This is a genomic window from Brucella sp. MAB-22 (assembly GCF_025908475.1).
Taxonomy (GTDB): Bacteria; Pseudomonadota; Alphaproteobacteria; order Rhizobiales; family Rhizobiaceae; genus Brucella; species Brucella anthropi.
Window position 1 is genome coordinate 168,747 of record NZ_CP109782.1, and the last position, 23,574, is coordinate 192,320.

The window sequence follows — 23,574 nt, forward strand, 5'->3', positions numbered from 1 at the left end:
AAAAAGGCCGCTTCAAGCGGCCTTTTTCTTTACAAGTCTCAGCAAGGTCAGATCTGTTCGACCTGCTGCACTTCCGGCACGAAATGGCGCAGGAGGTTCTGAATGCCGTGCTTCAGCGTTGCAGTCGACGACGGGCAACCAGAGCATGCACCCTTCATGTTCAGGAACACGGTGCCGTTCTCGAAACCGCGGAATGTGATGTCGCCACCATCCTGTGCAACTGCCGGACGAACGCGGGTCTCGATCAGTTCCTTGATGATCTCGACGGTTTCGGCATCGGCTTCATCGAAAAATTCTTCTTCGCCATGAGCGGCGGCAGCGTCTGCATTGCTGTTGCCAGCCATTGCAGGTGCGCCCGACATGAAATGTTCCATGATCGTGCCAAGAATGGCGGGCTTCAAATGCTGCCACTCGCCGTCTTCCTTGGTGACAGTGATGAAGTCATAACCGAAGAAAACACCGGTCACGCCCGGAACCGAAAAAAGCTTGGCTGCGAGCGGCGACGTGTTGCCTGCGGTGGAGGCGTCGCGGAAATCGGCGGTACCTTCCGGCATCACGACTTTGCCGGGAAGAAACTTCAGGGTCGCCGGGTTGGGCGTGGTTTCAGTCTGGATGAACATGCCAGTTGTCCCGCTTTCAGATTTTGGAACGATTCTCGTAAGCGCAGATACTCATGGACGCAAGTGCTGTCCCGATGCTGCGTGTATCAGTTGTCATCAATATAGGGTGATTAGGTCACCGCATCAATGTCATCGTCGCTCATACCTGCCGGAATGACCGTAACCGGGATCGGGAACTGGGAGCGGCTGGCAAGCGATTGCACGAGAGGGCCGGGGCCTTCCTTGCCCGAACCGGCAGCCAGAACCAGAATGGCGATGTCCTGATCTTCTTCGATGAGGCTAATCAATTCCGAGGCGGTTTCGCCCTCACGGATGTTGATTTCCGGCTCGATGCCCTGGGCTGCACGCACAGTTGCGGCGAATTTTTCCAGCGCTGCGCGAGCACGTTCCTGCGCTTCGGAGCGCATGATTTCGCCGACGCCCAGAATTTGCTGGAAATCAGAGTCATCAATCACGAAAAGCAGGATGAGAGAGCCGCCCGTATTTTTTGCACGGCGCGCGGCATAGGCAACGGCGCGTCCGCATTCGGGCGTCTCATCGATGACGGCAAGAAACTTGCGGCGGTGACCGGCTTCCCGGCTAAGTCGTTTTGATACCATGGCCGCAATTTGCCATCGGGATTAACCGTCTGCAAGCTGACATTTAGAGTGCATCCCGAAAAGTGTGAAACGGTTTTCGGACAAGATGCACGTCAAAAAATGTGATGCGCCGATCTGATTCAATCAGATCGAAACGCGCTCTACTAGGTACTTGAAGATCGGATGATGATTTTCAAGTGAAGAGCGGCGGCAGCAAAAATGTTGCCGCTCGCTTGATCATTGAGAAGTTTAGTTCTGCAGCCAGCCGACGATGTCGCGAACATGACGCATGGTCTGTTCGGCAATCACGCCAGCCCGCTCACCACCGTCGCGCAGAACGCTGTCGATATGGGCGGGATCGGCAACCAGCCGGCGCATCTCATGAGTGATCGGCGAAAGCTTGGCTACGGCCAGATCGGCGAGCGATGCCTTGAATTCGGAGAACTGGCGACCGCCGAATTCGTTGAGCACATCTTCCTTCGACTGGGAGGAAAGTGCTGCATAGATGCCAACCAGATTATCGGCTTCCGGACGACCGGCGAGACCGTCGAGCTCGGTGGGCAGGCCGTCCGAGTCGGTCTTTGCCTTGCGGATTTTCTTGGTGATGGTCTCTTCGTCGTCGATCAGATTGATGCGCGACAGATCGGACGGATCGGACTTCGACATCTTCTTGGTGCCGTCGCGCAGCGACATGATGCGCATGGCAGGGCCGGAGATCATCGGTTCCGTCATCGGGAAGAAGCCGGAAACCTGCTCGTCACCAACCTGCATATCCACGCCCACGCCGAGCGAAGCGATGCGATCCGAATAATCGTTGTTGAATTTCTGCGCAATGTCGCGGGTCAATTCCAGATGCTGCTTCTGGTCCTCACCCACCGGCACTGCGGTGGCGCGATAAAGCAGGATGTCGGCGGCCATCAGACTTGGATAAGCGAACAGACCGAGCGAAGCGTTTTCGCGGTCCTTGCCTGCCTTGTCCTTGAACTGGGTCATGCGGCTCATCCAGCCGATGCGCGCGATGCAGTTAAATACCCATGCCAGCTCTGCGTGCTGCATGACGCGGCTCTGGTTGAAGACGATGCTTCTCTTCGGGTCGATACCGGCAGCAAGGAAAGCCGCGGTGACTTCACGGGTCGATTGCATCAGCTCAGCCGGATCGGGCGAAATGGTCAGCGCGTGCATGTCCACGACGCAATAGATGCATTCCTGCGTTTCCTGAACCTCGACCCACCGCTTGATCGCCCCGAGGTAATTGCCGAGGTGAAGATTTCCGGTCGGTTGGACGCCGGAGAAGACAAGCGGTTTGAACGTGCTCATGGCTTTACCCTAAAAAGTTAGCCCCGCCGGTGGAGAGCGGGGATTTTGAATGCTGGTCTTTTCGCAGAGACGCAGCCGCCTTTCAAGCGTGAATTATTGCTCGCTTTCAGGGGCTTTCTTTGCCGCATCGCGCTTGATGTTGCGACGGATCATTCCCGTATTGGCGCCGCCAAGACCGAAGGCCAAACCGAAATAGACCACCATTGCCGCAACAACGATTGCCGTGACGGTTCCCGCCCGCACGACAAGCGGCGCTGCGGAGGAAAGCTCAAAGGCAAAATAGCCGATGGCATAATGGATGCCGAATGCCATGATCGCGGCAGCGATGAGGAGACGCGGAATACGGGTGAGCAGTGGAATGTCGCGTCCCCAGTGGCCGCGCTTCACCAGCGTTGCAAACAGCAGAACGGTATTGACCCATCCGGCAACGATTTCAGCGGTGGCGATGCCGGTTGGACCGAAATGCGGGAAAAGCGTGATCGCAAGCGAGACGTTCACCGCCACCGAAATGGCAGCGAAGATCATCGGCGTGCGGGTGTCTTCGCGGGCGAAGAAACCAGGAATGAACGCCTTGATCAGCACGAACGCGGGCAGGCCGAGGCCGTAGATGGCCAGAATATTGGAAACGACGAGCGTGGAATCCGGGCTGAATTTGCCACGTTCGAACAAAAGCCGGACGATGGGTTCCGACATGACGAGCAGAGCAACTGCGGCTGGCAGGGTCAGAAACAGGGTGAACTCGACCGAGCGGTTTTGAAGGTTCGACGCTTCCTTCATGTGCCCGCCACGCAGTGCGCGTGACAGTTCCGGTAGAAGCACGGTCGCCACCGCGATCCCGACGACGCCGAGCGGAAGCTGATAGATGCGGTCCGCATAGACAAGTGACGACACCGCGCCTTCCATGCCCGATGCGATATTCGTGTTGATGAGCAGGTTGATCTGCGTGATGCCGCCGGTGATCGCTGCAGGCAGTGCCAGCACGAGAAGCCGTTTGACGTTCGAGGTCAGGCGTGGACGGCGAAAGCCGATCTTGATGCCTGCATTGCGCACGGCAATCCACACGATGGCAAGCTGGACCAGACCTGCAGCCATCACGCCCCACGAAAGGCCATAGCCGACCGAAAGCGCGTCATAGCCACGCCACCACGCGAAAGCCAGAACCCCGATCAGGATGATGTTGAGGAATACCGGCGCAATGGCCGCTGCAAAATAGCGATGCAGCGAATTCAACATCCCGCCCATCATCGCCGCCAGCGACATACAGGCGAGATAGGGGAACATGATAACGGCGAGACGCACCGTATTGTCGAACTTCACCGGATCGTCGGTGAAACCCGGTGCAATTATCGTCCGTACGATGAAGGGCATCGAAAGTTCCATCACGATGGTCAGGAACAGAAGCACCGTGAAGAGAACGCCGAACACTTCTTCGGAAAAACGGCGCGCGCCGTCCATGCCGTTCTTTTCGATTTCCTTGGCAAAAAGCGGCACGAAGGCTGAATTAAACGCGCCTTCGGCAAAGAGCCGGCGAAAGGTGTTCGGGAACCGGAAAGCGGCATTGAAGGCGTCGGCTACTGGACCGGTGCCGAGCGCTGCCGCCATGAACATCTCGCGTGTGAAGCCGAAAATGCGGCTCATCAGCGTTCCGGACGCGACCGTGGCGAACTTTTTGACCAAACTCATTTACTGAAAAACCTATGCTGCGGCCTGAGATGAGCGGCCGTTTGTCTTGCTGCCATTTTCGCCGCTGAGAACACCAAGCAGCTTGCGCCTGATATTGCCCTGACGGGTGGCGTTTGAAATCTTGTGGCCCACAAGGTCAGTCACATAAAAACTGTCGATCACTTTCTCGCCGAAGGTGGTGATATGAGCCGATGCAATATCCAGCGAAAGGTCGGAAATAAGGCCAGTCAGTTCTGAAAGCAAACCGGGCCGGTCCAGACCTTCCACTTCAATGACGGTAAACTTGTTCGAAAGCGTGTTGTTGATCTCGACCCGCGGTTCCACCTTGAACGCCTTGGCGGCCCTCTTCGGCTTGGTGCGCTTGGCCAGCACGTCGGGCAGATGGGCCTTGCCGGACAAAACATCCTCGATGACCTTGCCGACGCGTTCGGCACGGCGGCGCTCGTCGTCATCAGTGTCGAACTCGCGGCTGATGAGAATGGTATCCAGTGCGCGCCCGTCGCCAGTGGTGAAAATCTGCGCGTCGACAATGTTGGCGCCAGCCGCTGCGCAGGCACCGGTGATGATCGACAACAGGCGTGGATGGTCAGGCGCCAGTACCGTGATTTCCGTAACCGCCTCGAAAGTATGCGGCTTGGCCATGGTGGCCAGCGCTCGCTCGTTGCGGTCGGCTTCGCGAATGAAATGGGCGTGCCGGACCTGATCCTCGAGGCTGACAGTCAGGAAATAGTTGGTGTAATGAAGCGCCAGATAGGCATCGCGCTTGTCCTTCGGCCAATCAGAGAGCCGGTCCGCCAGCGCCTCTCGCGCCTGATGGTCGCGGTCGGCGCGGGACAATTCCGAAAAGCCACCGGTCAGGACCAGTTCGGTTTCGTAGAAGAGCGTACGCAGAAGCTGGCCCTTCCAGCCATTCCACACGCCGGGACCAACCGCCTTGATATCGCAGACGGTCAGGATCAGGAGGAGCTTCAACCGCTCCATGGTCTGCACGGTGTCGGCGAAGTCGATGATGGTCTTGCGATCGTTGAGATCACGTGACTGCGCCACCATGCTCATGGTCAGATGTTCGCGCACAAGCCATTCAACGGTTTCCGTTTCGGTAGGGGTAAGACCCAGCCGTGGTCCCAGCCTGCGGGCGATGCGCGCCCCAGCAACGGAATGATCTTCCGGGCGCCCCTTGGCGATGTCGTGCAAGAGCAGCGCCACATAAAGCAGGTTGCGGTCGCGCTTGACTGTCGTGATGAGGTGGTTTGAAAGCGGGTGCTCGTTTTCAAGCTCACCATGCTCGATTTCCGACAGCACGGCGATGCAACGCAACAAATGCTCGTCCACCGTATAATGGTGGTACATGTTGAACTGCATCATGGCGACGATCTTGCCGAAGTCAGGAATGAATTTTCCAAGCACTCCGGATTCGTTCATACGGCGAAGGATGAGTTCGGGATTGCGCGGCGAAGTCAGAATTTCAAGGAAAAGCTTGTTGGCTTCAGGATTTTCACGCAGATCGGAATTGATGAGTTTCAGCGAGCGGGTGAGGCTCTGCATCGCTTCGGGGTGAAATTCCAGCCCGTGTTTGTCGGCCAGATGGAAGAGACGAATGATATTGACCGGGTCTTCCTTGAAAACCTCTGGCCGTGCGATGTTGATGCGGTGATTTTCCGAAACGAAGTCGCCGTCGGCGGAAAGCTTGCGCTTGCGTCGCGAGAACGTAAGGAAAATGCGGTTGAAGCCCGGTACATGCTTGGCCTGCTGCTCCTCCAGCGCTGCGCTGATGATGCGGGTGAGATCGCCCACGTCCTTGGCCACGAGGAAGTAATGCTTCATGAAACGTTCGACATAGTTCTGGCCGGGATGCGCCGTATAGCCAAGGCGTTGGGCGATTTCCGGCTGGATGTCGAAGGAAAGGCGTTCTTCTGCCTTCAACGTCGCGAAATGCATGTGGCACCGCACCGCCCAAAGAAAATCTTCCGCCTTGTTGAACAGCTTCAGCTCGGCTCGTGACAGAACGCCGAGCTTGACCAGCTCTTCTTTCGTTTTGACACGGTAAAAATATTTGGTGATCCAGAACAGCGTATGCAGGTCGCGCTGGCCGCCCTTGCCTTCCTTCACGTTCGGCTCAACCAGATAGCGGGTTTCGCCTGCCTTGCGGTGGCGCTGGTCGCGCTCGGCAAGCTTGGCCTGGATGAATTCCGGGCCGGTATCCTTGACGATTTCCTCGTCGAAACGGGTAACAAGCGTTTTGAAGAGCTCGCGATTGCCGGTCAGAAACCGCGCATCGAGAATTGCCGTGCGGATCGTCATGTCTTCGCGCGAAAGCCGGATGCACTCATCGATGTTGCGCGTGGAATGGCCGACTTTCAGTCCCATGTCCCACAGCATGTAGAGTATGTATTCGACAACCTGCTCGCCCCAGGGGGTCTGCTTGTAGGGCAGCAGAAACAGAAGATCGATATCTGACCCCGGCGCCAGCCCGCCGCGCCCGTAACCGCCGACCGCGACGATAGCCATGTTCTCGGCCTTCGACGGGTTGACCATCGGATAGGCTTTGGTGGTGGCGAATTCGAACAGCGCCTCGATCAGCGTATCCATGAGAAAGGACAGGCGTTTGGCGCAGAGCGTGCCGCCACCATCCTTCATCAGCATGCCTTCGGCATTGGCGCGACCGCGCACCAAAGCGTCCTTCAGAGCCTGAAGCACCACTTTTCGCACGGTAGGACTGGTGTAGTTTTCGTCCGTGGAATCCGCCAGTTCGTTGAGCTTGCGGCGTAGCGTCTCGGGATTGACGATCTCTTCCAGCTTAAGGTCGTGTGCGCTCATGCGGCATGTAGATCCGGTTTGCGGAGAAAAGGATAGTGGACGATGGCTATCCTATAGCCGCTTTTATGGATGATGAATATCCAAAAGCAAAGGCCGGGAAAACCCGGCCTTTGTATTGCTCTTCGCTGATCTTTCAGTTCGTCGCGTTATAGGCGGTAATTGCCGCCATATTGACGATGTCGGAATCCTTCGCTCCGATGGTGACGATCTGCGCTGGCTTGTCGAGACCGACGAGCAACGGGCCGATAATCGTTGCGCCACCCAGTTCCTGCAGCATGTCGGCGGCAATCGAGGCCGAATGATTGTCCGGTGTGACGATCACATTGGCCGGGCCCGACAGGCGGATGAACGGATATTGTTCCATCAGCTTCGGGTTCAGCGCCACATCGGCACTCATTTCGCCGTCGAATTCGAAATCGACATGACGCGTTGCGAGAATGCGGACGGCTTCCTGAATGCGCGCGGAGCGTTCACCGCCCATATGACCGAAGGTCGAGAAGGCGGTCAGTGCAACACGTGGTACATAACCCATGCGGCGCGCCATGCCCGCAGCTTCAACCGCAATATCGGCAAGCTCGGCTGCGGTCGGCATTTCATGAACGGCGGTATCGGCGATGAACACCGTGCGTCCACGGCAAAGTGCGATGGAGACGCCAACCATGCGGTGGCCGGGCTTGGAATCGATCACGCGGCGCACGTCGTCCAGACCCGTCGCGTAATTGCGGGTCACGCCCGTTACCATACCGTCGGCATCGCCGAGCGCCACCATGCAGGCCGCAAAATGATTGCGGTCATTGTTGATGAGCCGGTGGCAATCGCGTGTCAGATAGCCCTTGCGCTGCAGTTTCTCGTAGAGATAGTCGGCATAGGCCGCATTGCGGCTCGAAAGGCGCGCATTGATGATTTCGATGCCGGGACGGTCGAGATCAAGACCAGCAGCCTTGGCCGTATCCCTCACCCGTTCCTCGCGGCCAACCAGAATAGCGGTGCCGAGACCCTGATTGACGTAGGAAACGGCGGCACGCATCACCTGTTCTTCTTCACCTTCGGCAAAGACGATGCGCTTCGGCTGACGACGCACGCGCTCATAGATGCCGCGCAGCGTCGAGGCAATCGGATCGCGACGTGCCGACAGTTCGCGCTTGTAGCCTTCGATGTCGGCAATGGCACGCCCGGCAACGCCGGTTTCCATCGCTGCCTTGGCGACGGCAGCCGAGACGGATGCAAGCAGACGCGGATCAAACGGCACCGGAATGATGTAACTTGAGCCGAAACGCGGACGGCTGCCCTGATAGGCGGCAACCACATCGTCCGGCACGTCCTCGCGGGCAAGTTCGGCCAATGCATTGACGGCTGCGATTTTCATCGCATCGTTGATGGTGGTTGCACGTACGTCGAGTGCGCCACGGAAGATGTAAGGAAAACCAAGGACATTGTTGACCTGGTTCGGATAATCCGAACGACCGGTGGCAACGATGGCGTCATCACGGATGCGCGCCACTTCTTCGGGCGTTACTTCCGGATCAGGATTGGCCATCGCGAAGATGATCGGGTTCGGCGCCATGGAACGGACCATGTCTTCGGTGAACGCGCCTTTGGCCGAAAGGCCGAACACGACATCCGCGCCGTTCATGGCATCTGCGAGGGACCGCTTGTCGGTCTTCACCGCATGGGCGGACTTCCACTGGTTCATGCCCTCTTCGCGGCCCTGATAGACGACGCCCTTGGTGTCGCACAGGATGACGTTTTCCGAGGCAAAACCCATCGCCTTGATAAGCTCGATACAGGCAATACCCGCCGAACCCGCGCCATTGCAGACGAGCTTCGTCGTCTTCATGTCGCGGCCGGTCAGATGCAGCGCATTGATCAGGCCGGCAGCGGCGATGATAGCCGTTCCATGCTGGTCGTCATGGAAAACCGGAATGTCCATCAGTTCGCGCAGGCGCTGCTCGATGATGAAGCAGTCGGGCGCCTTGATATCTTCCAGATTGATGCCGCCGAACGACGGTCCGAGATAGCGCACCGCATTGATGAAGGCATCGATATCGGTCGTATCGACCTCAAGATCGATGGAATCGACATCGGCGAAGCGCTTGAACAGCACGGCCTTGCCTTCCATCACCGGCTTGGATGCGAGCGCACCCAGATTGCCGAGGCCGAGAATGGCGGTACCATTCGAGATAACGGCGACGAGATTGCCCTTGGCCGTATAGTCATAGGCGCGGGCTGCGTCTTCGGCGATTGCCTTCACCGGCACGGCAACGCCCGGAGAATAGGCGAGCGACAGATCGCGCTGCGTGGTCATGGGCTTGGTGGGGTTGATCTCCAGCTTGCCCGGGCGACCCTGCGCGTGAAAGTCTAGCGCTTCCTTCTCACTGGCTGTGGGTGCGCGTTCTGATGTGTTGCCCTTCGGCGTCGAGGCTGGCATGTTCCCTCCGGTTTCATCTGCGGGAGAACCTCGATAGCGCCAGTCACGCATCGTGTAAACAGTGCTTCGAGGAATAGATATTCATCCAAAAACGATGGAATACGAAATTTTATAACTTTAGCCTCGCCGGCTAAGCAATAAATGAAGGTTTTTAGATGGAAACGACGGCTAACGAACACGGCTCGGAAGCGGAAGAAAACACCGCCGAGGCAGCGCCCGTTCGCCTGACGCCCATGATGGAACAATATATTGAGATCAAGGCGGCGAATGTCGATTCGTTGCTCTTCTATCGCATGGGCGATTTTTACGAGCTGTTCTTCGATGATGCAGTGGAAGCCTCTGCGGCACTCGGCATCACGCTCACCAAGCGCGGCAAGCATCTGGGCGAGGATATTCCCATGTGCGGCGTGCCGGTCCATGCCGCCGACGATTATCTGCAGAAGCTGATCGCCAAGGGCTATCGCGTCGCGGTTTGCGAACAGGTGGAAGACCCGGCAGAGGCGAAGAAGCGCGGCTCCAAATCGGTGGTGAAGCGCGATGTGATCCGTCTCGTCACACCGGGCACGCTGACCGAAGAAAAGCTGCTGGATCCGTCCGAAGCCAATTTCCTGATGGCGATGGGGCGCACGCGCGGCGATGGTGCGCTGGCGCTCGCCTGGATCGACATTTCAACCGGAACTTTCCGTGTGGCGGAAACCACGCCGGACCGGCTTTTCGCCGATGTGATGCGGGTCGACCCGCGCGAACTGGTCGTGGCTGACAGCGCCTTCCACGATGAGGAGCTACGCCCGGTCTTCGATCTGGTCGGCAAGGCGGTAACGCCGCAACCGGCGACCCTCTTTGACAGCGCGGCTGCGGAAACGCGCATCCAACGCTATTTCAATGTGGCAACGCTTGATGGTTTCGGCCAGTTCAGCCGTCCTGAACTTTCAGCTATTTCCGGTGCAATCGCCTATATCGAGAAGACGCAGATTTCCGAGCGCCCACCCTTGATGCGACCCGAACGCGAACATGAGGGCGGCACGCTTTTTATCGACCCGGCCACACGCGCCAGTCTGGAACTTGCCCGCACCATGTCGGGCAATCGAGACGGCAGTTTGCTGAAGGCGGTTGATCGCACGGTGACGGGCGGCGGTGCGCGACTCCTTGCCGAACGCCTGACCGCGCCGCTGACCAATCCGAAGGAAATCGCGCTGCGGCTCGATTCCGTTTCCTGGTTCCTGAGCGAGCAGTCGCTCTGTGAAGCCATGCGCGCGGAACTGAAGGGCGTGCCGGATATGCCGCGCGGTCTTTCGCGCCTTGCCGTCGGGCGCGGTGGCCCGCGTGATCTGGGTAGCCTTGCCCGAGGCTTCGAGGCTGCGCATGTCATTGCGAGCCTGCTGGAAAGCGCTTTGCTGCCCGACGAACTGGCACATGCCCGCGATGCCGTCAGTGCCATGCCCGCCATCTTTACCGCCCATCTCGACCGGGCCTTGGCCGACGAATTGCCGCTTCTGAAACGCGATGGCGGTTTTGTGCGCGGAGGCTATAATTCCGAACTCGATGAAATGCGGGCTTTGCGTGACCAGTCACGCCGGGTGATCGCCGGTCTGCAGGCAAATTATATCGAAGAAACCGGTATCAAGTCGCTGAAGATCAAGCATAACAATGTGCTTGGCTATTTTATCGAGGTGACTGCCAACAATGCCGGGGCGATGACGGATACGGATGAAGCCAAGAGCCGTTTCATCCATCGCCAGACCATGGCCAATGCCATGCGCTTTACCACGACCGAACTGGCGGAACTGGAAAGCAAGATCGCCAATGCTGCCGACCGCGCATTGTCAATCGAGCTTGCCGTGTTTGAGGAATTGACGGCGGAAGCGGTCTCCCATGCTGATAGTATCCGTGCCGCCGCATCGGCGCTCGCTGTTTTCGACGTCTCGGCAGCGCTTGCCGTGCTGGCGGAAGAGCAGGGTTATTGCCGTCCACAGGTCGATGACAGCCTGTCCTTTAACATTGTCGCGGGTCGTCATCCGGTCGTAGAGCAAGCCCTCCGGCGTCAAGCGGCCAATCCGTTCGTCGCCAATGATTGCGATCTCTCGCCGCAAGCAGACGGCGGCAATGGCGCGATCTGGCTTCTGACCGGCCCGAACATGGGCGGTAAGTCAACCTTCCTGCGCCAGAATGCGCTGATTGCGATCATGGCACAGATGGGCTCCTTCGTGCCTGCGGGTTCTGCAAAGATCGGTGTCGTGGACAGGCTGTTCAGTCGTGTCGGTGCTTCCGACGATCTGGCACGCGGGCGTTCAACCTTTATGGTTGAAATGGTGGAAACGGCTGCGATCCTCAATCAGGCAGGCGAACGCTCGCTGGTGATCCTCGATGAGATCGGGCGCGGTACAGCCACTTTCGACGGATTGTCCATTGCCTGGGCAGCGGTTGAATATCTGCATGAAAAGAACCGTTGCCGGGCTTTGTTTGCCACGCATTTCCATGAAATGACCGCACTTTCAGAAAAGCTTGAGCGGCTTTCCAACGTCACCATGCGGGTCAAGGAATGGGACAATGATGTCGTCTTCCTGCATGAGGTGGCGAAAGGGGCTGCCGATCGTTCCTATGGCGTGCAGGTCGCGCGTCTGGCGGGGCTGCCCGAAGCGGTTGTCAATCGCGCGCGCGATGTGCTGCACCAGCTTGAAGCGGGCGAAACCTCGGGCAAGGCGGACAAGCTGATCGATGATCTGCCGCTGTTCTCTGTCGTCTTGCAGCAGGAAAAGCCGAAGCTGCAGGTTCAGGGGAAAGATAGTGAACTGACCAAGGCTGTCTCTGCAATCAGTCCAGACGAACTGACTCCGCGAGAAGCGCTGGATCTGATCTACAAGTTGAAGGAACTGGCAGGCAGGGCGTGATGGGTTCTGGCCAGGTAGGGTGCCCCAGTCTGTTTGAGATTCTGGTTATGACGAGCCGAAAATGGTGATGTTTGCGACCCGGAACGGAATGTACTTTTGGGTACATGAGCACCGGAAGCGCAAAACAGCGCCGTTTGCAGGCCGTCAGAACCGGAATATCTACAGACTACACGAAGCGGTTCGCTTCCGCGCCGTAGTAAGTGATGTAGCGGCTGGAAATGCGCTCAATCGGCAGGATGATGAAGACATCGGTTGTGCCGAATGCCTCGTCGATCACTGCGCCGTCGCCGATCATTGCGCCGAGACGCAGATAACCCTTGACCAGTGGCGGCATTGAGAACAGCGCAACCTTGTTGTTGATGGCTTCCTTCGGCATCAGGTCCATGGCCTGATAACGATTGGGCAGGGCACGAACGTCCCAGTCATCGGTGGCACGGCAGTTGTGATGGAGGAACGACAGGCCGAGCGCGTGCGCTGCAGGCACCGCGCCGTGGAATGAAGCACAGCCGAACATCACATCGATGGAATGGCGGCGGCAATAGGCCCAGGCACCTTGCCAAAGAAGCTCGACAGTGCGCTTGGAGCGGTATTCCGCCTTCACGCAGGAGCGACCCAGTTCAAGCAGGCGGAGGTTCGGGCGTGAAAGGGCCAGACGCTGCACGTCATATTCATCGGCAGAAAAAAAGCCGAGCGCCTGTTCCGCCTGATCGTTACGCATCAGACGATAGGTGCCGACAATCTGCTGATGCTCCGGCACGGGCAGGGCGGTGTCATAAACGAGCAGATGATCGCAAATAGCGTCGAAACGGTCAGCGTCTCGAAGCTCCACGGCTTCGATGCTTTCCCTGCGCGCGCCCATTTCGTCGAAGAAGACGCGGAAACGCAATTCCTGCGCGGCTTCTACCGCCTCGCGTGAATTTGCAAGCCGTACTTCCAGCGATCCGATGCGTCCCAGAACGATGGGATCGCCGTTGGACGCGAACAGCGCCTGTTGTGCTTCTAAGCCTGACATGACCGTATCATCAATGATTTGCTGGTCCATTCCAAGCAGTACTGTCATGATGATGGCTCCTGATTTGTCTATTCACGTATTCCTGAACGGCTTTCCCACGGATATTTCGGCGAGAGCTAGCCAATTCCAATCCTTGTTCAGCCGCTTGCATGGACAGGGTGTCCAGTTCGACCGAAGCAGTACAGATTCAGTGCTACGCGACGATGACAGAAGCATGTCACCAATGTGTCAATTCGGATGACTGGACCTTATCCTCTTCAAAAAGCTTTTAATTTTAAGAGATCAAATTATGCGAAAGGCAGGGACTGTTCAACCCGGCGGGTTAGCGGGCAGCCCGTTCGCGCCGCCAGCCGAGGAATTCCTCCAGAATTATGAGACCTGCACCGATTGTAATGAAGGTGTCGGCGAGGTTGAAAACTGCGAATGACCAGGTTGGCAGGTGAAACAGAATATAATCTACGACGTAACCGTGCATCACGCGGTCGATAAGATTGCCGATGGCGCCGCCGACGACAAGTGCAAAACCGTAGCGTGCGAAGATGCGGTCCGGCGCGTTGGTCCACCACAGGTAAAGTACGAACAAAATAACTGCTGCGGTGATTGCGACCAGTCCCCAATCATGCAGCCATGCCAGCATGGAAAAGGCGATGCCCTCATTGTGCGTACGAAACAAGGCAAGGAACGGTAGCAGGTCGATCTGCTGGCCGTAGCCCATCCGTGTTTCCACCAGATGTTTGACACCCTGATCGATCAGTATGGTGAGAACAACGACGAACAGTGAGGACCAGACTGCGTGTCGCTTCATCCGGAAACCCTTTCATCGAGCGTGAGTGCATCGCGACGAATTTCGTAGAGCATGACGCCGGTGGCAATTGCAAGATTGAGGGAATCTGCACGGCCTGCCTGCGGAATGCGAGCAAGCTTGTCGCAAGTATCGGCCAGACTGTCCGGCAGGCCCTGCTGTTCGTTGCCCATCATCAGCACGACCGGCTTGTTGGCATAGGGAATGGTGCGATAGTCGACCGCACCTTTCAGATGGGTGCCGACGACAAGGCCTGAAATGCCCTTGCGCCAGTTGAGGAAGTCGGCTTCCGTCACTTTATAGAGCGGCATGGAAAAGACCGAGCCCATCGTGGCGCGCACGGTTTCCAGCGAATAGGGGTCGGTGGTGTCGCCGATCAAAATGATGCCCTTGGCGCCGACCGCATCGGCGGTACGGATGACAGTGCCCAGATTGCCGGGATCGCGCACGCGGTCGAGCGCGATATAAACATCGTTGTTCTTCGGCTTGAGGTTTGCGAGCGGGCGATATTGCTGTTCGAAAACACCGACCACCATTTGCGGGTTGTCGCGGCGGGTAATGGCAGCCATGATCTTTTCAGTCACTTCCAGCACCAGCCCGCCCTTGGCGAAGGTGCGGGCGGCAACCTGCTCGACCATCTTGTTGCCCTTGCCGGACTTGGCGAAGACCAGCGTCTTGATGCGCCAGTCCTGTTCGAGCGCGTCGATGACGAGCTTCAGCCCTTCGGCCAGAAACACGCCCTGCTGGTCGCGGAATTTTTTCAGCGCCAGCGAGCGGAGATCTTTCACGATAGGGTTGGTGAGGCTGGTGACTTCCTTCACCTGACCTACCTTGGAATATTCGGCACGAGAGCCGCCTTTGGAAAAATCGTCGTCACGGCTCATTTTGCTACCCAGCGGCTGAACATGGATGTGGAAAGCGCGCGTCCTCCCGACTGATCGGCGGAACGTTCGCGCAGAATAAGTTCGCCCGATTCGACTGTACCACCAAGGCCGGTGAAACGGTCGCGCATCAGTTCGTGAATGGCGAAGAAGGATGCGCGGATCGAATAGGCAGTCAGGATGACGGCGAGCGGTTTTGGCGTCAGGATGGACCGGCATGTATCGACCATTGCGGGCAGATGCTCGAACAACTGCCAAACCTCGCCGCTCGGTCCGCGCCCATAGGCAGGCGGATCAAGCAGGATGATGTCATAGAAACTGCCGCGCCGTTCCTCACGCTGAACGAATTTCATCGCGTCTTCACAGATCCATCGGATTGGCTTGTCCGAAAGCCCGGCCATTTCCTGATTTTCACGCGCCCAGAGAATGGCCTTCTTGGAGGCATCTACATGGGTCACTTCCGCACCTGCACGTGCCGCTACCAGCGAGGCGACGCCCGTATAGCCGAAAAGATTGAGCACCTTAACGCTGCGTCCGGACTTTATCCCATCTCGGATAAGCCCATCCATATAAGACCAATGCGCGGCCTGCTCTGGGAACACGCCGACATGGCGGAACGAGGTGAAACGGCCATGAAAGGAAATGCCATCGTGCTGCATTGGCCATGTTTCGCCGAGCGGCACTTTCGGAAAGGCCCAGCGTCCCATGCCTTCCTCGTCGGTGTTGCCGGTGAAGACGGCATCGGCCTGGTCCCATTCCTTCTGCGGCAGGCTCGGCAACCAGATTGCCTGACCTTCCGGGCGGACGATCCGATAGGGACCATATTGCTCGAGTTTCAACCCGTTGCCGCTGTCGAGAAGCGCATAATCGGGCGAGGGTTCCGTTTCGAGAATGAGCGGCAGTCGTTCTCCCGGGCGTGCACCGGCATAAGGCTTGATTTCGCGAAGCGGAGTAGCGGGCTTGTCGTCTACGGGCTTGGGTGCGGCCTTGGCGAATTGGGGACGCGGCTTTTTGAAAGACGAGCCTTTATTGTCAGACTTGCCATCAGATCGGCCTTCAAATTTGCTTTCTGAACGCGGCGCATCATGTCTTGCGCGCTCGAAACCACGGTCCTGTTTGCCGCCCGACGGCTTTTTGCCTTTTCCCTTTGGCGCTTTCACCCGAAACTCCAATCATCATGATTGGGGTCTAGGTAGGATAAACAGGGCCGGTGTGAAAGGGGAAAACGACGTTCAATCGCGCTTCGACCATGAAAACCCGGAAGTTTTGCCTCCGGGTTTGAGAATAGCAGGTGTTTCAGGAGTTCACGACCGGCATATTGCGCTTTTCGGCGGCGGTGCTCCGTTCAAGCAGGCGCGCAGCTTCCTGCTTGTACATGCGCTCCTTGCGGCGGTGCTTGCCTTGTGTGAGCCACGTCACCAGTGAGCCGATGACAACGCCGAGAAGAAGCGCGCCGAACAGCCACAGAAACAGAGGCGCATTATAGGACAGAGCGGGATTGCCCGGATTGAACGGATCGATCGTAAACTGCACCGATGCGCGATTGGCAACCGACAACGCAATCAGAGCCACTGCAAGCGGCACGAGAACGATGATGGCGATGATGCGTTTTGCCGCCATGATTTCTATCAGACTGCGCCGTTGAGACGGTCGCGCAGTTCCTTGCCGGTCTTGAAGAAGGGAACCCACTTTTCTTCCACATCCACCGTTTCGCCGGTGCGCGGATTGCGACCGCTGCGGGCAGGGCGGTTCTTCACCGAAAAGGCGCCAAAGCCGCGCAGCTCAACACGATTGCCTTCGGCAAGAGCGTTTGTGATCTCGTCGAATACCGCGCCCACGATGTTTTCGACATCGCGCTGAAAGAGATGCGGATTACGGCTGGCGATAATCTGAACGAGTTCCGATTTGATCACGGCTTTAAACCCCTGTTCTTCTGTTTGTTTCATCCGGTATCTACCGGATATTGTGTAAGTTTACCTGGCTGGCGTCAATTCGCTTCAGGCGTACCGTCAACGTGCCAAACCGAAAGAAGTCCGTCAAGAAAGATGCGTTCCTTGGCGATCTGCTTCAACATGCCGTCTGCTTCCTGCGGCACGCCAAGAAGGCGTGCACCGGCATGAATGATAAGATCGCGCAGCGAGAAACCCGTTTCACTGCTGACCGGCTTCCATTCCAGACGCGGCAAATCTTTGGAAAGCCCCTTGCTCGCAAGCCAGGCGACCGCTTCCTCTTCACCGCCCAATCCGTCGATCAATTTTTTATCGAGTGCCTGTCGCCCTGTAAAAACCGCGCCATTGGCGAGGGCCAGCGCCTGTTCATGTGTGAACGAACGGCGTTTTTCGACAATGTCCACGAACCACGCATAGGAATCCATGATCATATTGCGGATCATGCCCTTGGCTTCTTCGCTGGCCGGGCTGAAATAATTGGGTTCCGCCTTGAGTGGCGAGGATTTGATGGTTTCGACCTTCACACCGATCGTATCGAGAAGCTTTGAAACATCTGGATACTGGAACAGGACACCAATCGAGCCGACGATGGATGTCTGTCGTGCCACGATGTGGTCCGAAGCGCTGGCAATCATGTAACCGGCGGAAGCTGCAAGGGTTCCTACCTGCGTGACGACCGGCTTTTTCTCGGCAATCTTGCGCACGGCTTCGAAAATCGCTTCGCCGCCCACCGTCGTTCCACCGGGCGAATCGAGAACCAGAATCACGCCTTTGACGGCGTCATCCTTGGCGATCTTGTCGAGACGCTTCAGCAATTCCTCATTCTCGAAGATGGTGCCTTCGATACGAACCTTGGCAATGTGCGGCTGGTTGAAGTTGGTGCCGCGCATGGACCATGAAGCGAAGACGGCAATCAGGGCGGCGATCAGAAGCAGGAAGGCCCCGCGCCAGATCGTCAGCTTTCTGCGCAATTTCCGGCGTTCGATAATTGCTTCGGCGTCTTGAGCCATTCCCGTCCATCCGTTCGTTCAAATCGCGCGGCTTGCGCTCGGCAGTTCACCTTGTGCCCCGAATGAGGGCACGCGGCAAGTATCTTCGAAAAATAGGTCTGGTTAGAGATAGTGCCTGAAATACATATTGTAATGAAGCTGCCCGAGATTCTTATGTTGGTTGTCAGATCAGCTTTGGCGGTTGCATTACGCACAGCTGTAATTTGACCGAGTTTTGTGGTATCAAAGAGTTGAATAGCATCCTGCTTAATTCGGTGGGGTGTCAATTGGGCTGAATTATCAAAGGCATAGGCCGTTCCTGCTTGCTGTTTGCGAGGCGGGTGCGGTATTTTGCGCGGTATAATGCTATTGAGCGACCGATTATTTCACCCCAAATAAACCTTATTGAAATGAAAAAGCGCGACACACACGCGCTGATTATCGAGTTTTACGAAAGCCGTTGAGGAATTGAACGCCACATGACCGCCGACACCACAGATAGCCATGCGCCGCAGAACGCGACCGCTCAAGGTCGCGGCACGGGTGGCATGCGTTTTGGTGCGTCGGAGAAGGCCGAGACGCTTTTTCATGCTGCACAGCGCCATTCGATCCGCGTTCGCGTTCTGAAGACAGCCCTCCCTGTCGCCGCAATCATCGTGGGAGCGGTATTCTCTTGGTATACGTTTCTTGCGACGCCGAACGCGCCCGTTAAGGTCGAAGTGAACAATGGCGGCGAAAGCGGAAAGCTTGTCATGACGAGCCCGCACCTGAATGGATATACCAAGGATAACCGCCCCTATTCGATGACCGCTTCCAAGGCGACGCAGGATGCAAAGAACAGCGGTGCGATTTCGCTTGAAGGCATTTCCGCTGAGCTGCCGGTTGGTGACAAGGGCACGGCCAAGGTCGAGGCAACGTCCGGTGTTTACGACAATGCCAATGGGCGTTTGCAACTTGATAAGGACTTTACTGTTACGACAGACGACGGTTTACGTGCGGTGCTGCGCTCTGCGGACGTAAATCTCAAGAGCGGGCAGATCACCACTGACAAGCCCGTGGATATCCGCAGCGGCAGCACGCATATTCTGGCCGACAGCATGCAGGTCAAGGACAACGGCAAGGTTCTGATTTTCGAGAACAAGGTTCGAATGACTGTTGACGGCAGCGTTGTTTCGCCCAACAAGGCTCCCTGAAAAGGGCGCCTGATTTGAGGATAGGGGAAGCGTTCGGACCGATTCATATCTGTGCGGCGCGGTTGAGTACATTCTGAAACCGGTCCTCGGATCGAAATGTGCTCGAAAACAGATTGTTAGAGCGTGATTCTGATGCAATCGGAATGGTACAGGCTCTAAGCCGCTTTTTTGATCGCATTTTGCGATGCTGAATGTTCCCATTTGGCCGCAAAGTGCTTAATGTTGCGTCTGACCGCATGTCGACCCAGGGATGGTCGAATGCTTCGGGGAGCTGAAATTATATGGAACGCGAGACGGGCAAGATGAACAAGGGTACGATGGCCCGCACTTTGCGGATGGGATTTGCAGTTCTGGCGCTCGGCATTGTCGCGGCTCCGACAGTTTCACTGGCGCAGGAAGGCGCAGCCGTGAACGGGCTGAAGCTTTCCAACAGCAAGGCGCCCGTCAAGATCGACGCTGACAAGCTGGAAATGCGCGACAAGGAAGGCATTGCCATATTCACCGGTAATGTTGCCGTTTCGCAGGGCGACGCCCTGTTGAAGGCAGGCCAGATGACAGTCTATTACAACAAGGCCAAGAAAGACGGCGAAGCACCGGCCCCGGAACCGACAAGTGCTGGCGTGGGCGGCCTCGATTCATCGAGCATCGATCACATCGACATTTCGGGGAAAGTCTATCTCAAGTCCGGGACGCAGGTCGCAACTGGTGATACCGGGCGTTATGATGCGAAAAACCAGGTTATGGTTCTTCAGGGGCAGAAAGTGGTTCTGACCGATGGCGACAATGTCGTGACCGGTTGCAAGCTGACGGCGCATCTCGATACGGGCCGCGCCAATGTCGAAAGCTGCAAGGGCCAGACCAAGGGTCGCGTATCGATTATCATGGCCCCGAAAGATCAACAGCAGGGCGGTGCTGCGCCCAAGCAGAACTGACCGGAGCAGGCGTGGGATTGTTCTGGAACAAGAAGGCCGACGGGCCGCAAGACGCATCGCAAAATGTGAACGCACCATCCGATGTCGCGGGCGCTATGCCCGGCCAGCCGGGTAAGTCGACGCGTCTCAAAGGGACGCTGGTGGCACGCGGTCTCTGCAAGAGCTATCGCGGCCGGCAGGTCGTCAATGGCGTGTCGTTCGGTGTGCGTGCTGGCGAAGCTGTCGGTATTCTGGGGCCGAACGGCGCAGGCAAGACCACTTGCTTCTATATGGTGACAGGCCTCGTTCCGGCTGATGCCGGTTCCATCGAGATCGACGGTTTCGACGTCACGTCTATGCCGATGTATCGCCGTTCCCGTCTTGGCATAGGCTATCTGCCGCAGGAAGCGTCCATTTTCCGTGGCCTTTCGGTGGAAAACAACATCAAGGCTGTGCTGGAAGTTGTGGAGAAAGATCGCTCCAAACGCGCTTCCGAGCTGGATGCGTTGTTGGAAGAATTTCACATCGCTCATCTGCGCAAGGCGCCTGCCATTTCGCTGTCCGGCGGCGAGCGCCGTCGTCTCGAAATTGCGCGTGCGCTGGCATCACGCCCAAACTTCATGCTGCTCGATGAGCCTTTTGCTGGTGTCGATCCGATTGCCGTTTCGGATATCCAGCAACTCGTTCGCCATCTGACAAGCCGCGGCATCGGTGTTCTGATTACCGACCATAATGTGCGTGAGACGCTCGGCCTTATCGACCGCGCCTACATCATTCACGCCGGTCAGGTGCTGACACATGGTCGTCCTGCCGAAATCGTCGCCAATCCCGACGTACGCCGGCTTTATCTCGGCGACCAATTCACACTTTAATATTCGGCATTTTCATATCATCTCAGGCTCCTATGGAAATGCCTTCATTCTGACCAGCCATCGGTTTGAGCCTGTTATGTTCTGTACAAAGTTACAGAAAGTGCCGCTGAACCGCGACTATTTCCCCTTTTGTCCCCAAACCGCACATTCTGAATTGACAAGCAAGGTTCATACCAGTTTTCATTCAAATGCGCTTTCAGCCTGAAACGGCTGCGAGCGCACGGCTTATTCCTCTGTATGGACTCAGGTCCCATGTCGATGAGTGCCGTCTGAAGGCCAGATTGCTGTCAAGGATATCTCGCGCGTTGACCAGTGTTCCGCGGTTATTGACAGGGTTTAACGGGGGAGAATAACGCGTCGCATGGCTCTGTCGCCCAAGCTCGATTTCCGTCAATCGCAATCGCTGGTGATGACCCCCCAGCTGATGCAGTCGATCAAGCTGCTGCAGATGACGCATATGGAGCTGGAGCAATTTCTCGACATTGAAATCGAAAAAAATCCGCTGCTGGATCGAATTGAGGCAGCGAATGATGATTTTTCGGGCGCTGAATCAGCACGAGACGGTGCTGAAACCGGCGGAGAGGATGCGGCGTCGGATGACTTGTCGGATGGCGACTGGTTCAAAACAGGCGCTTCGGATAATGCCGAAAATCTCTCATCCACCTTCGACAGCTCACTTGAAAATATCTTTCCGGATGATCCGGGTCGCTTCGACGAGATCGGTCCCGATCTTGCCGCGCAATGGAAATCGTCCGTCGGTGACGGATATGTTTCAGGTGGCAGTTACGACATCGATCAGGTTACGGCCAGCCGGATTTCATTGAGCGAGCACGTGGCGGAACAGATCACGCTGACTTTTTCCAAAGCGGCAGACCGGTTCATTGCGACGGCGCTCGCCGATGCACTGGACGAGAGCGGCTATCTGCGTGTCGATATTGTCGGTCTGGCCCAGAATCTTGGCGTGGAAACCGTCGAGATCGAGCGCGTTCTTGGAGTGATGCAAGGCTTTGATCCGGCAGGCCTTTTTGCCCGTGATCTGCGGGAGTGTCTGGCGATACAGTTGCGTCTCAAGGATCGGTTCGATCCGGCCATGGAGGTGTTGATCGACAATCTCGATCTTCTTGCACGGCGGGATTTTGCGACGCTCAAGAAGCTGTGCGGTGTCGATCAGGCCGATATTCTCGATATGCTGACCGAAATCCGCATGCTCGATCCGAAGCCGGGTGCTTTGTTCGAAATCTCCGTGGCCGATGCCATCGTGCCGGACGCACTGGTTACACCGTCGCGTGACGGTGGCTGGACTATTGAACTCAACGCAGCCGCAATGCCACGTCTTATCGTCAACAATGAATATTATGCAGAGGTGAGCACCTCGGTCAAAGCCGAAGAAAAAGCATTTCTCTCGGATTGCATGCAGACCGCGAACTGGCTCGTACGCAGTCTCGATCAGCGCGCGCGCACCATTCTCAAGGTAACGCAGGAAATCGTCCGGCAGCAGGACGGCTTTCTGCGCCACGGCGTGACCCACTTGAAGCCGCTCAACCTGCGCACGGTTGCCGACGCGGTCGGTATGCATGAATCGACCATCAGCCGCGTGACGGCGAACAAATTCATGGCCACGCCGCGTGGCGTGTTTGAACTGCGCTATTTCTTTACGGCCTCCATTGCCTCATCCGAAGGCGGCGACGCTCATTCGTCGGAGAGCGTGCGCCATCGTATTCGGCAGATGATCGACGCCGAAAAGCCCGACGACGTGCTGTCCGATGACGCCATCGTGGATGCTCTGAAGAAGGACGGTGTGGATATCGCGCGAAGAACGGTCGCAAAATATCGGGAATCGATGAATATTGCTTCATCGGTTCAGCGCAGGCGTGAAAAGAAGGCAAGATTGTCAGCTTCCTGATTGCGTAGAGCATTTTGCAGTCAGGTGGCATCACCTGACGTTGCATAAATGCGGTAATACAGACAGATAGAGCGGAAGCGCGAACGAATGTGAGCGCATTTCGCTCTAGCCAAAATGGTTCCACAGATTGCGCTGGGAAGGGACCGTTTTAAATTACCGATTGTACCTCTAGGGCCTTATTCCCGTATTCGAATAGGGGAGAATGCTCTAAAATTTTGGATCTGTAGCGCTGCTCTTTCAGAAAAATTCGATCTCGATTTGTGGAAAGATCAGCATTGCAAGAGGACCAACTGGCAGGAGGACCAATTGACAAGCGCCATTTCACCCAATAGAAGCCCGGCTCGCGTTGCGGCACGTATCTGGACGCCCTCATTTCCAGGGCTTCCTGATAAATCGTCAGCGTGAATTGGCGAGATATCAGCAGAAGCACTTGTGTTTCTACGATCGAAAATACGCCAAAGCAGAATTGAAGCATGTCTCCTCAAAGTAGAACCGGTTTGGGGATGAAGACATGGGTTGGACGTTTCCGCCGAATGCGTTTTGCAGACAACGTCCGATAATATCGCTGTAATTTCTGGAAGAAATTGCGGTTGTCCATATGTTTGAAGGAAGGGCAATGTGGCGTTCCGGGAAAATCGGGCCAGGAAAACCAGGCCAGGAAAACCGGGCCGGAAAAATCCGGGCAACGGACCAGCTACTGGGGCGTTACTTAAAAGAGCAATGTGCGGCAA

Annotated in this window: 18 protein-coding genes; 5 read left to right on the top strand and 13 right to left on the bottom strand. The window is 56.8% G+C overall.

Annotation, left to right across the window (positions count from 1 at the left end):
- Positions 1 to 47: 47 nt before the first annotated feature.
- The 6 genes from OHI65_RS10330 to OHI65_RS10355 form a co-directional block, all read right to left on the bottom strand.
- On the bottom strand, positions 48 to 620 hold the full coding sequence (locus tag OHI65_RS10330) for a NifU family protein (RefSeq protein WP_010657988.1): 573 nt from the start codon (positions 618 to 620) through the stop codon (positions 48 to 50).
- 110 nt (positions 621 to 730) lie between these two features.
- Complete coding sequence (locus tag OHI65_RS10335; RefSeq protein ID WP_010657989.1) at positions 731 to 1,219, bottom strand: universal stress protein; 489 nt, start codon at positions 1,217 to 1,219, stop codon at positions 731 to 733.
- 228 nt (positions 1,220 to 1,447) lie between these two features.
- The gene (trpS, locus tag OHI65_RS10340) at positions 1,448 to 2,515 is read right to left on the bottom strand and encodes a tryptophan--tRNA ligase (protein WP_071632907.1); all 1,068 of its coding nucleotides are present in this window, start codon (positions 2,513 to 2,515) and stop codon (positions 1,448 to 1,450) included.
- Positions 2,516 to 2,608: 93 nt separating this feature from the next.
- Positions 2,609 to 4,198 (bottom strand): murein biosynthesis integral membrane protein MurJ, encoded by a 1,590-nt coding sequence (gene murJ, locus OHI65_RS10345; protein WP_264358817.1) that lies wholly within the window; start codon positions 4,196 to 4,198, stop codon positions 2,609 to 2,611.
- Between the two features lie 12 nt (positions 4,199 to 4,210).
- Positions 4,211 to 7,015, bottom strand: coding sequence for a [protein-PII] uridylyltransferase (locus tag OHI65_RS10350; protein ID WP_125300546.1), 2,805 nt, complete (start codon positions 7,013 to 7,015; stop codon positions 4,211 to 4,213).
- Between the two features lie 133 nt (positions 7,016 to 7,148).
- Entirely contained in the window at positions 7,149 to 9,443 is a 2,295-nt protein-coding gene (locus OHI65_RS10355) for an NADP-dependent malic enzyme (protein WP_029925933.1), read from the bottom strand.
- 155 nt (positions 9,444 to 9,598) lie between these two features.
- Here OHI65_RS10355 and mutS point away from each other — a divergent pair, with 155 nt between their 5' ends.
- Positions 9,599 to 12,331 (top strand): DNA mismatch repair protein MutS, encoded by a 2,733-nt coding sequence (mutS, locus tag OHI65_RS10360; RefSeq protein WP_125300547.1) that lies wholly within the window; start codon positions 9,599 to 9,601, stop codon positions 12,329 to 12,331.
- A 166-nt stretch (positions 12,332 to 12,497) separates the two neighbouring features.
- On the opposite strand, the gene OHI65_RS10365 is transcribed toward mutS, so the two are convergent.
- The 7 genes from OHI65_RS10365 to sppA all read right to left on the bottom strand — a co-directional run bounded on the left by OHI65_RS10365 (position 12,498) and on the right by sppA (position 17,985).
- On the bottom strand, positions 12,498 to 13,391 hold the full coding sequence (locus OHI65_RS10365; RefSeq protein WP_264358818.1) for a GNAT family N-acetyltransferase: 894 nt from the start codon (positions 13,389 to 13,391) through the stop codon (positions 12,498 to 12,500).
- A 274-nt stretch (positions 13,392 to 13,665) separates the two neighbouring features.
- On the bottom strand, positions 13,666 to 14,148 hold the full coding sequence (lspA, locus tag OHI65_RS10370; protein ID WP_010657996.1) for a signal peptidase II: 483 nt from the start codon (positions 14,146 to 14,148) through the stop codon (positions 13,666 to 13,668).
- Positions 14,145 to 15,029: a TrmH family RNA methyltransferase gene (locus OHI65_RS10375; RefSeq protein ID WP_094514682.1), complete on the bottom strand. Its 885-nt coding sequence runs from the start codon at positions 15,027 to 15,029 to the stop codon at positions 14,145 to 14,147. The genes lspA and OHI65_RS10375 overlap by 4 nt, the downstream gene beginning before the upstream one ends.
- On the bottom strand, positions 15,026 to 16,186 hold the full coding sequence (locus OHI65_RS10380) for a class I SAM-dependent rRNA methyltransferase (protein ID WP_125300548.1): 1,161 nt from the start codon (positions 16,184 to 16,186) through the stop codon (positions 15,026 to 15,028). The genes OHI65_RS10375 and OHI65_RS10380 overlap by 4 nt, the downstream gene beginning before the upstream one ends.
- A 136-nt stretch (positions 16,187 to 16,322) precedes the next feature.
- The gene (locus OHI65_RS10385; protein ID WP_010657999.1) at positions 16,323 to 16,646 is read right to left on the bottom strand and encodes a lipopolysaccharide assembly protein LapA domain-containing protein; all 324 of its coding nucleotides are present in this window, start codon (positions 16,644 to 16,646) and stop codon (positions 16,323 to 16,325) included.
- An 8-nt stretch (positions 16,647 to 16,654) separates the two neighbouring features.
- Positions 16,655 to 16,939 (bottom strand): integration host factor subunit beta, encoded by a 285-nt coding sequence (locus OHI65_RS10390; RefSeq protein ID WP_004687882.1) that lies wholly within the window; start codon positions 16,937 to 16,939, stop codon positions 16,655 to 16,657.
- A 74-nt stretch (positions 16,940 to 17,013) separates the two neighbouring features.
- Complete coding sequence (gene sppA, locus OHI65_RS10395; RefSeq protein WP_010658000.1) at positions 17,014 to 17,985, bottom strand: signal peptide peptidase SppA; 972 nt, start codon at positions 17,983 to 17,985, stop codon at positions 17,014 to 17,016.
- Positions 17,986 to 18,443: 458 nt separating this feature from the next.
- On the opposite strand from sppA, the gene lptC reads away from it, so the two are divergent.
- From lptC to rpoN, 4 genes are all read left to right on the top strand, one after another.
- Entirely contained in the window at positions 18,444 to 19,157 is a 714-nt protein-coding gene (lptC, locus tag OHI65_RS10400) for an LPS export ABC transporter periplasmic protein LptC (protein WP_011982369.1), read from the top strand.
- A gap of 281 nt (positions 19,158 to 19,438) precedes the next feature.
- Positions 19,439 to 20,089 carry an LptA/OstA family protein gene (locus tag OHI65_RS10405; protein ID WP_011982370.1) on the top strand — a complete coding sequence of 217 codons (651 nt, stop codon included), beginning with the start codon at positions 19,439 to 19,441 and terminating at the stop codon, positions 20,087 to 20,089.
- A gap of 11 nt (positions 20,090 to 20,100) precedes the next feature.
- Positions 20,101 to 20,940 (top strand): LPS export ABC transporter ATP-binding protein, encoded by an 840-nt coding sequence (gene lptB, locus OHI65_RS10410; protein ID WP_010658003.1) that lies wholly within the window; start codon positions 20,101 to 20,103, stop codon positions 20,938 to 20,940.
- Positions 20,941 to 21,301: 361 nt separating this feature from the next.
- Positions 21,302 to 22,843 (top strand): RNA polymerase factor sigma-54, encoded by a 1,542-nt coding sequence (gene rpoN / locus OHI65_RS10415; protein WP_125300549.1) that lies wholly within the window; start codon positions 21,302 to 21,304, stop codon positions 22,841 to 22,843.
- Positions 22,844 to 23,574 lie beyond the last annotated feature (731 nt).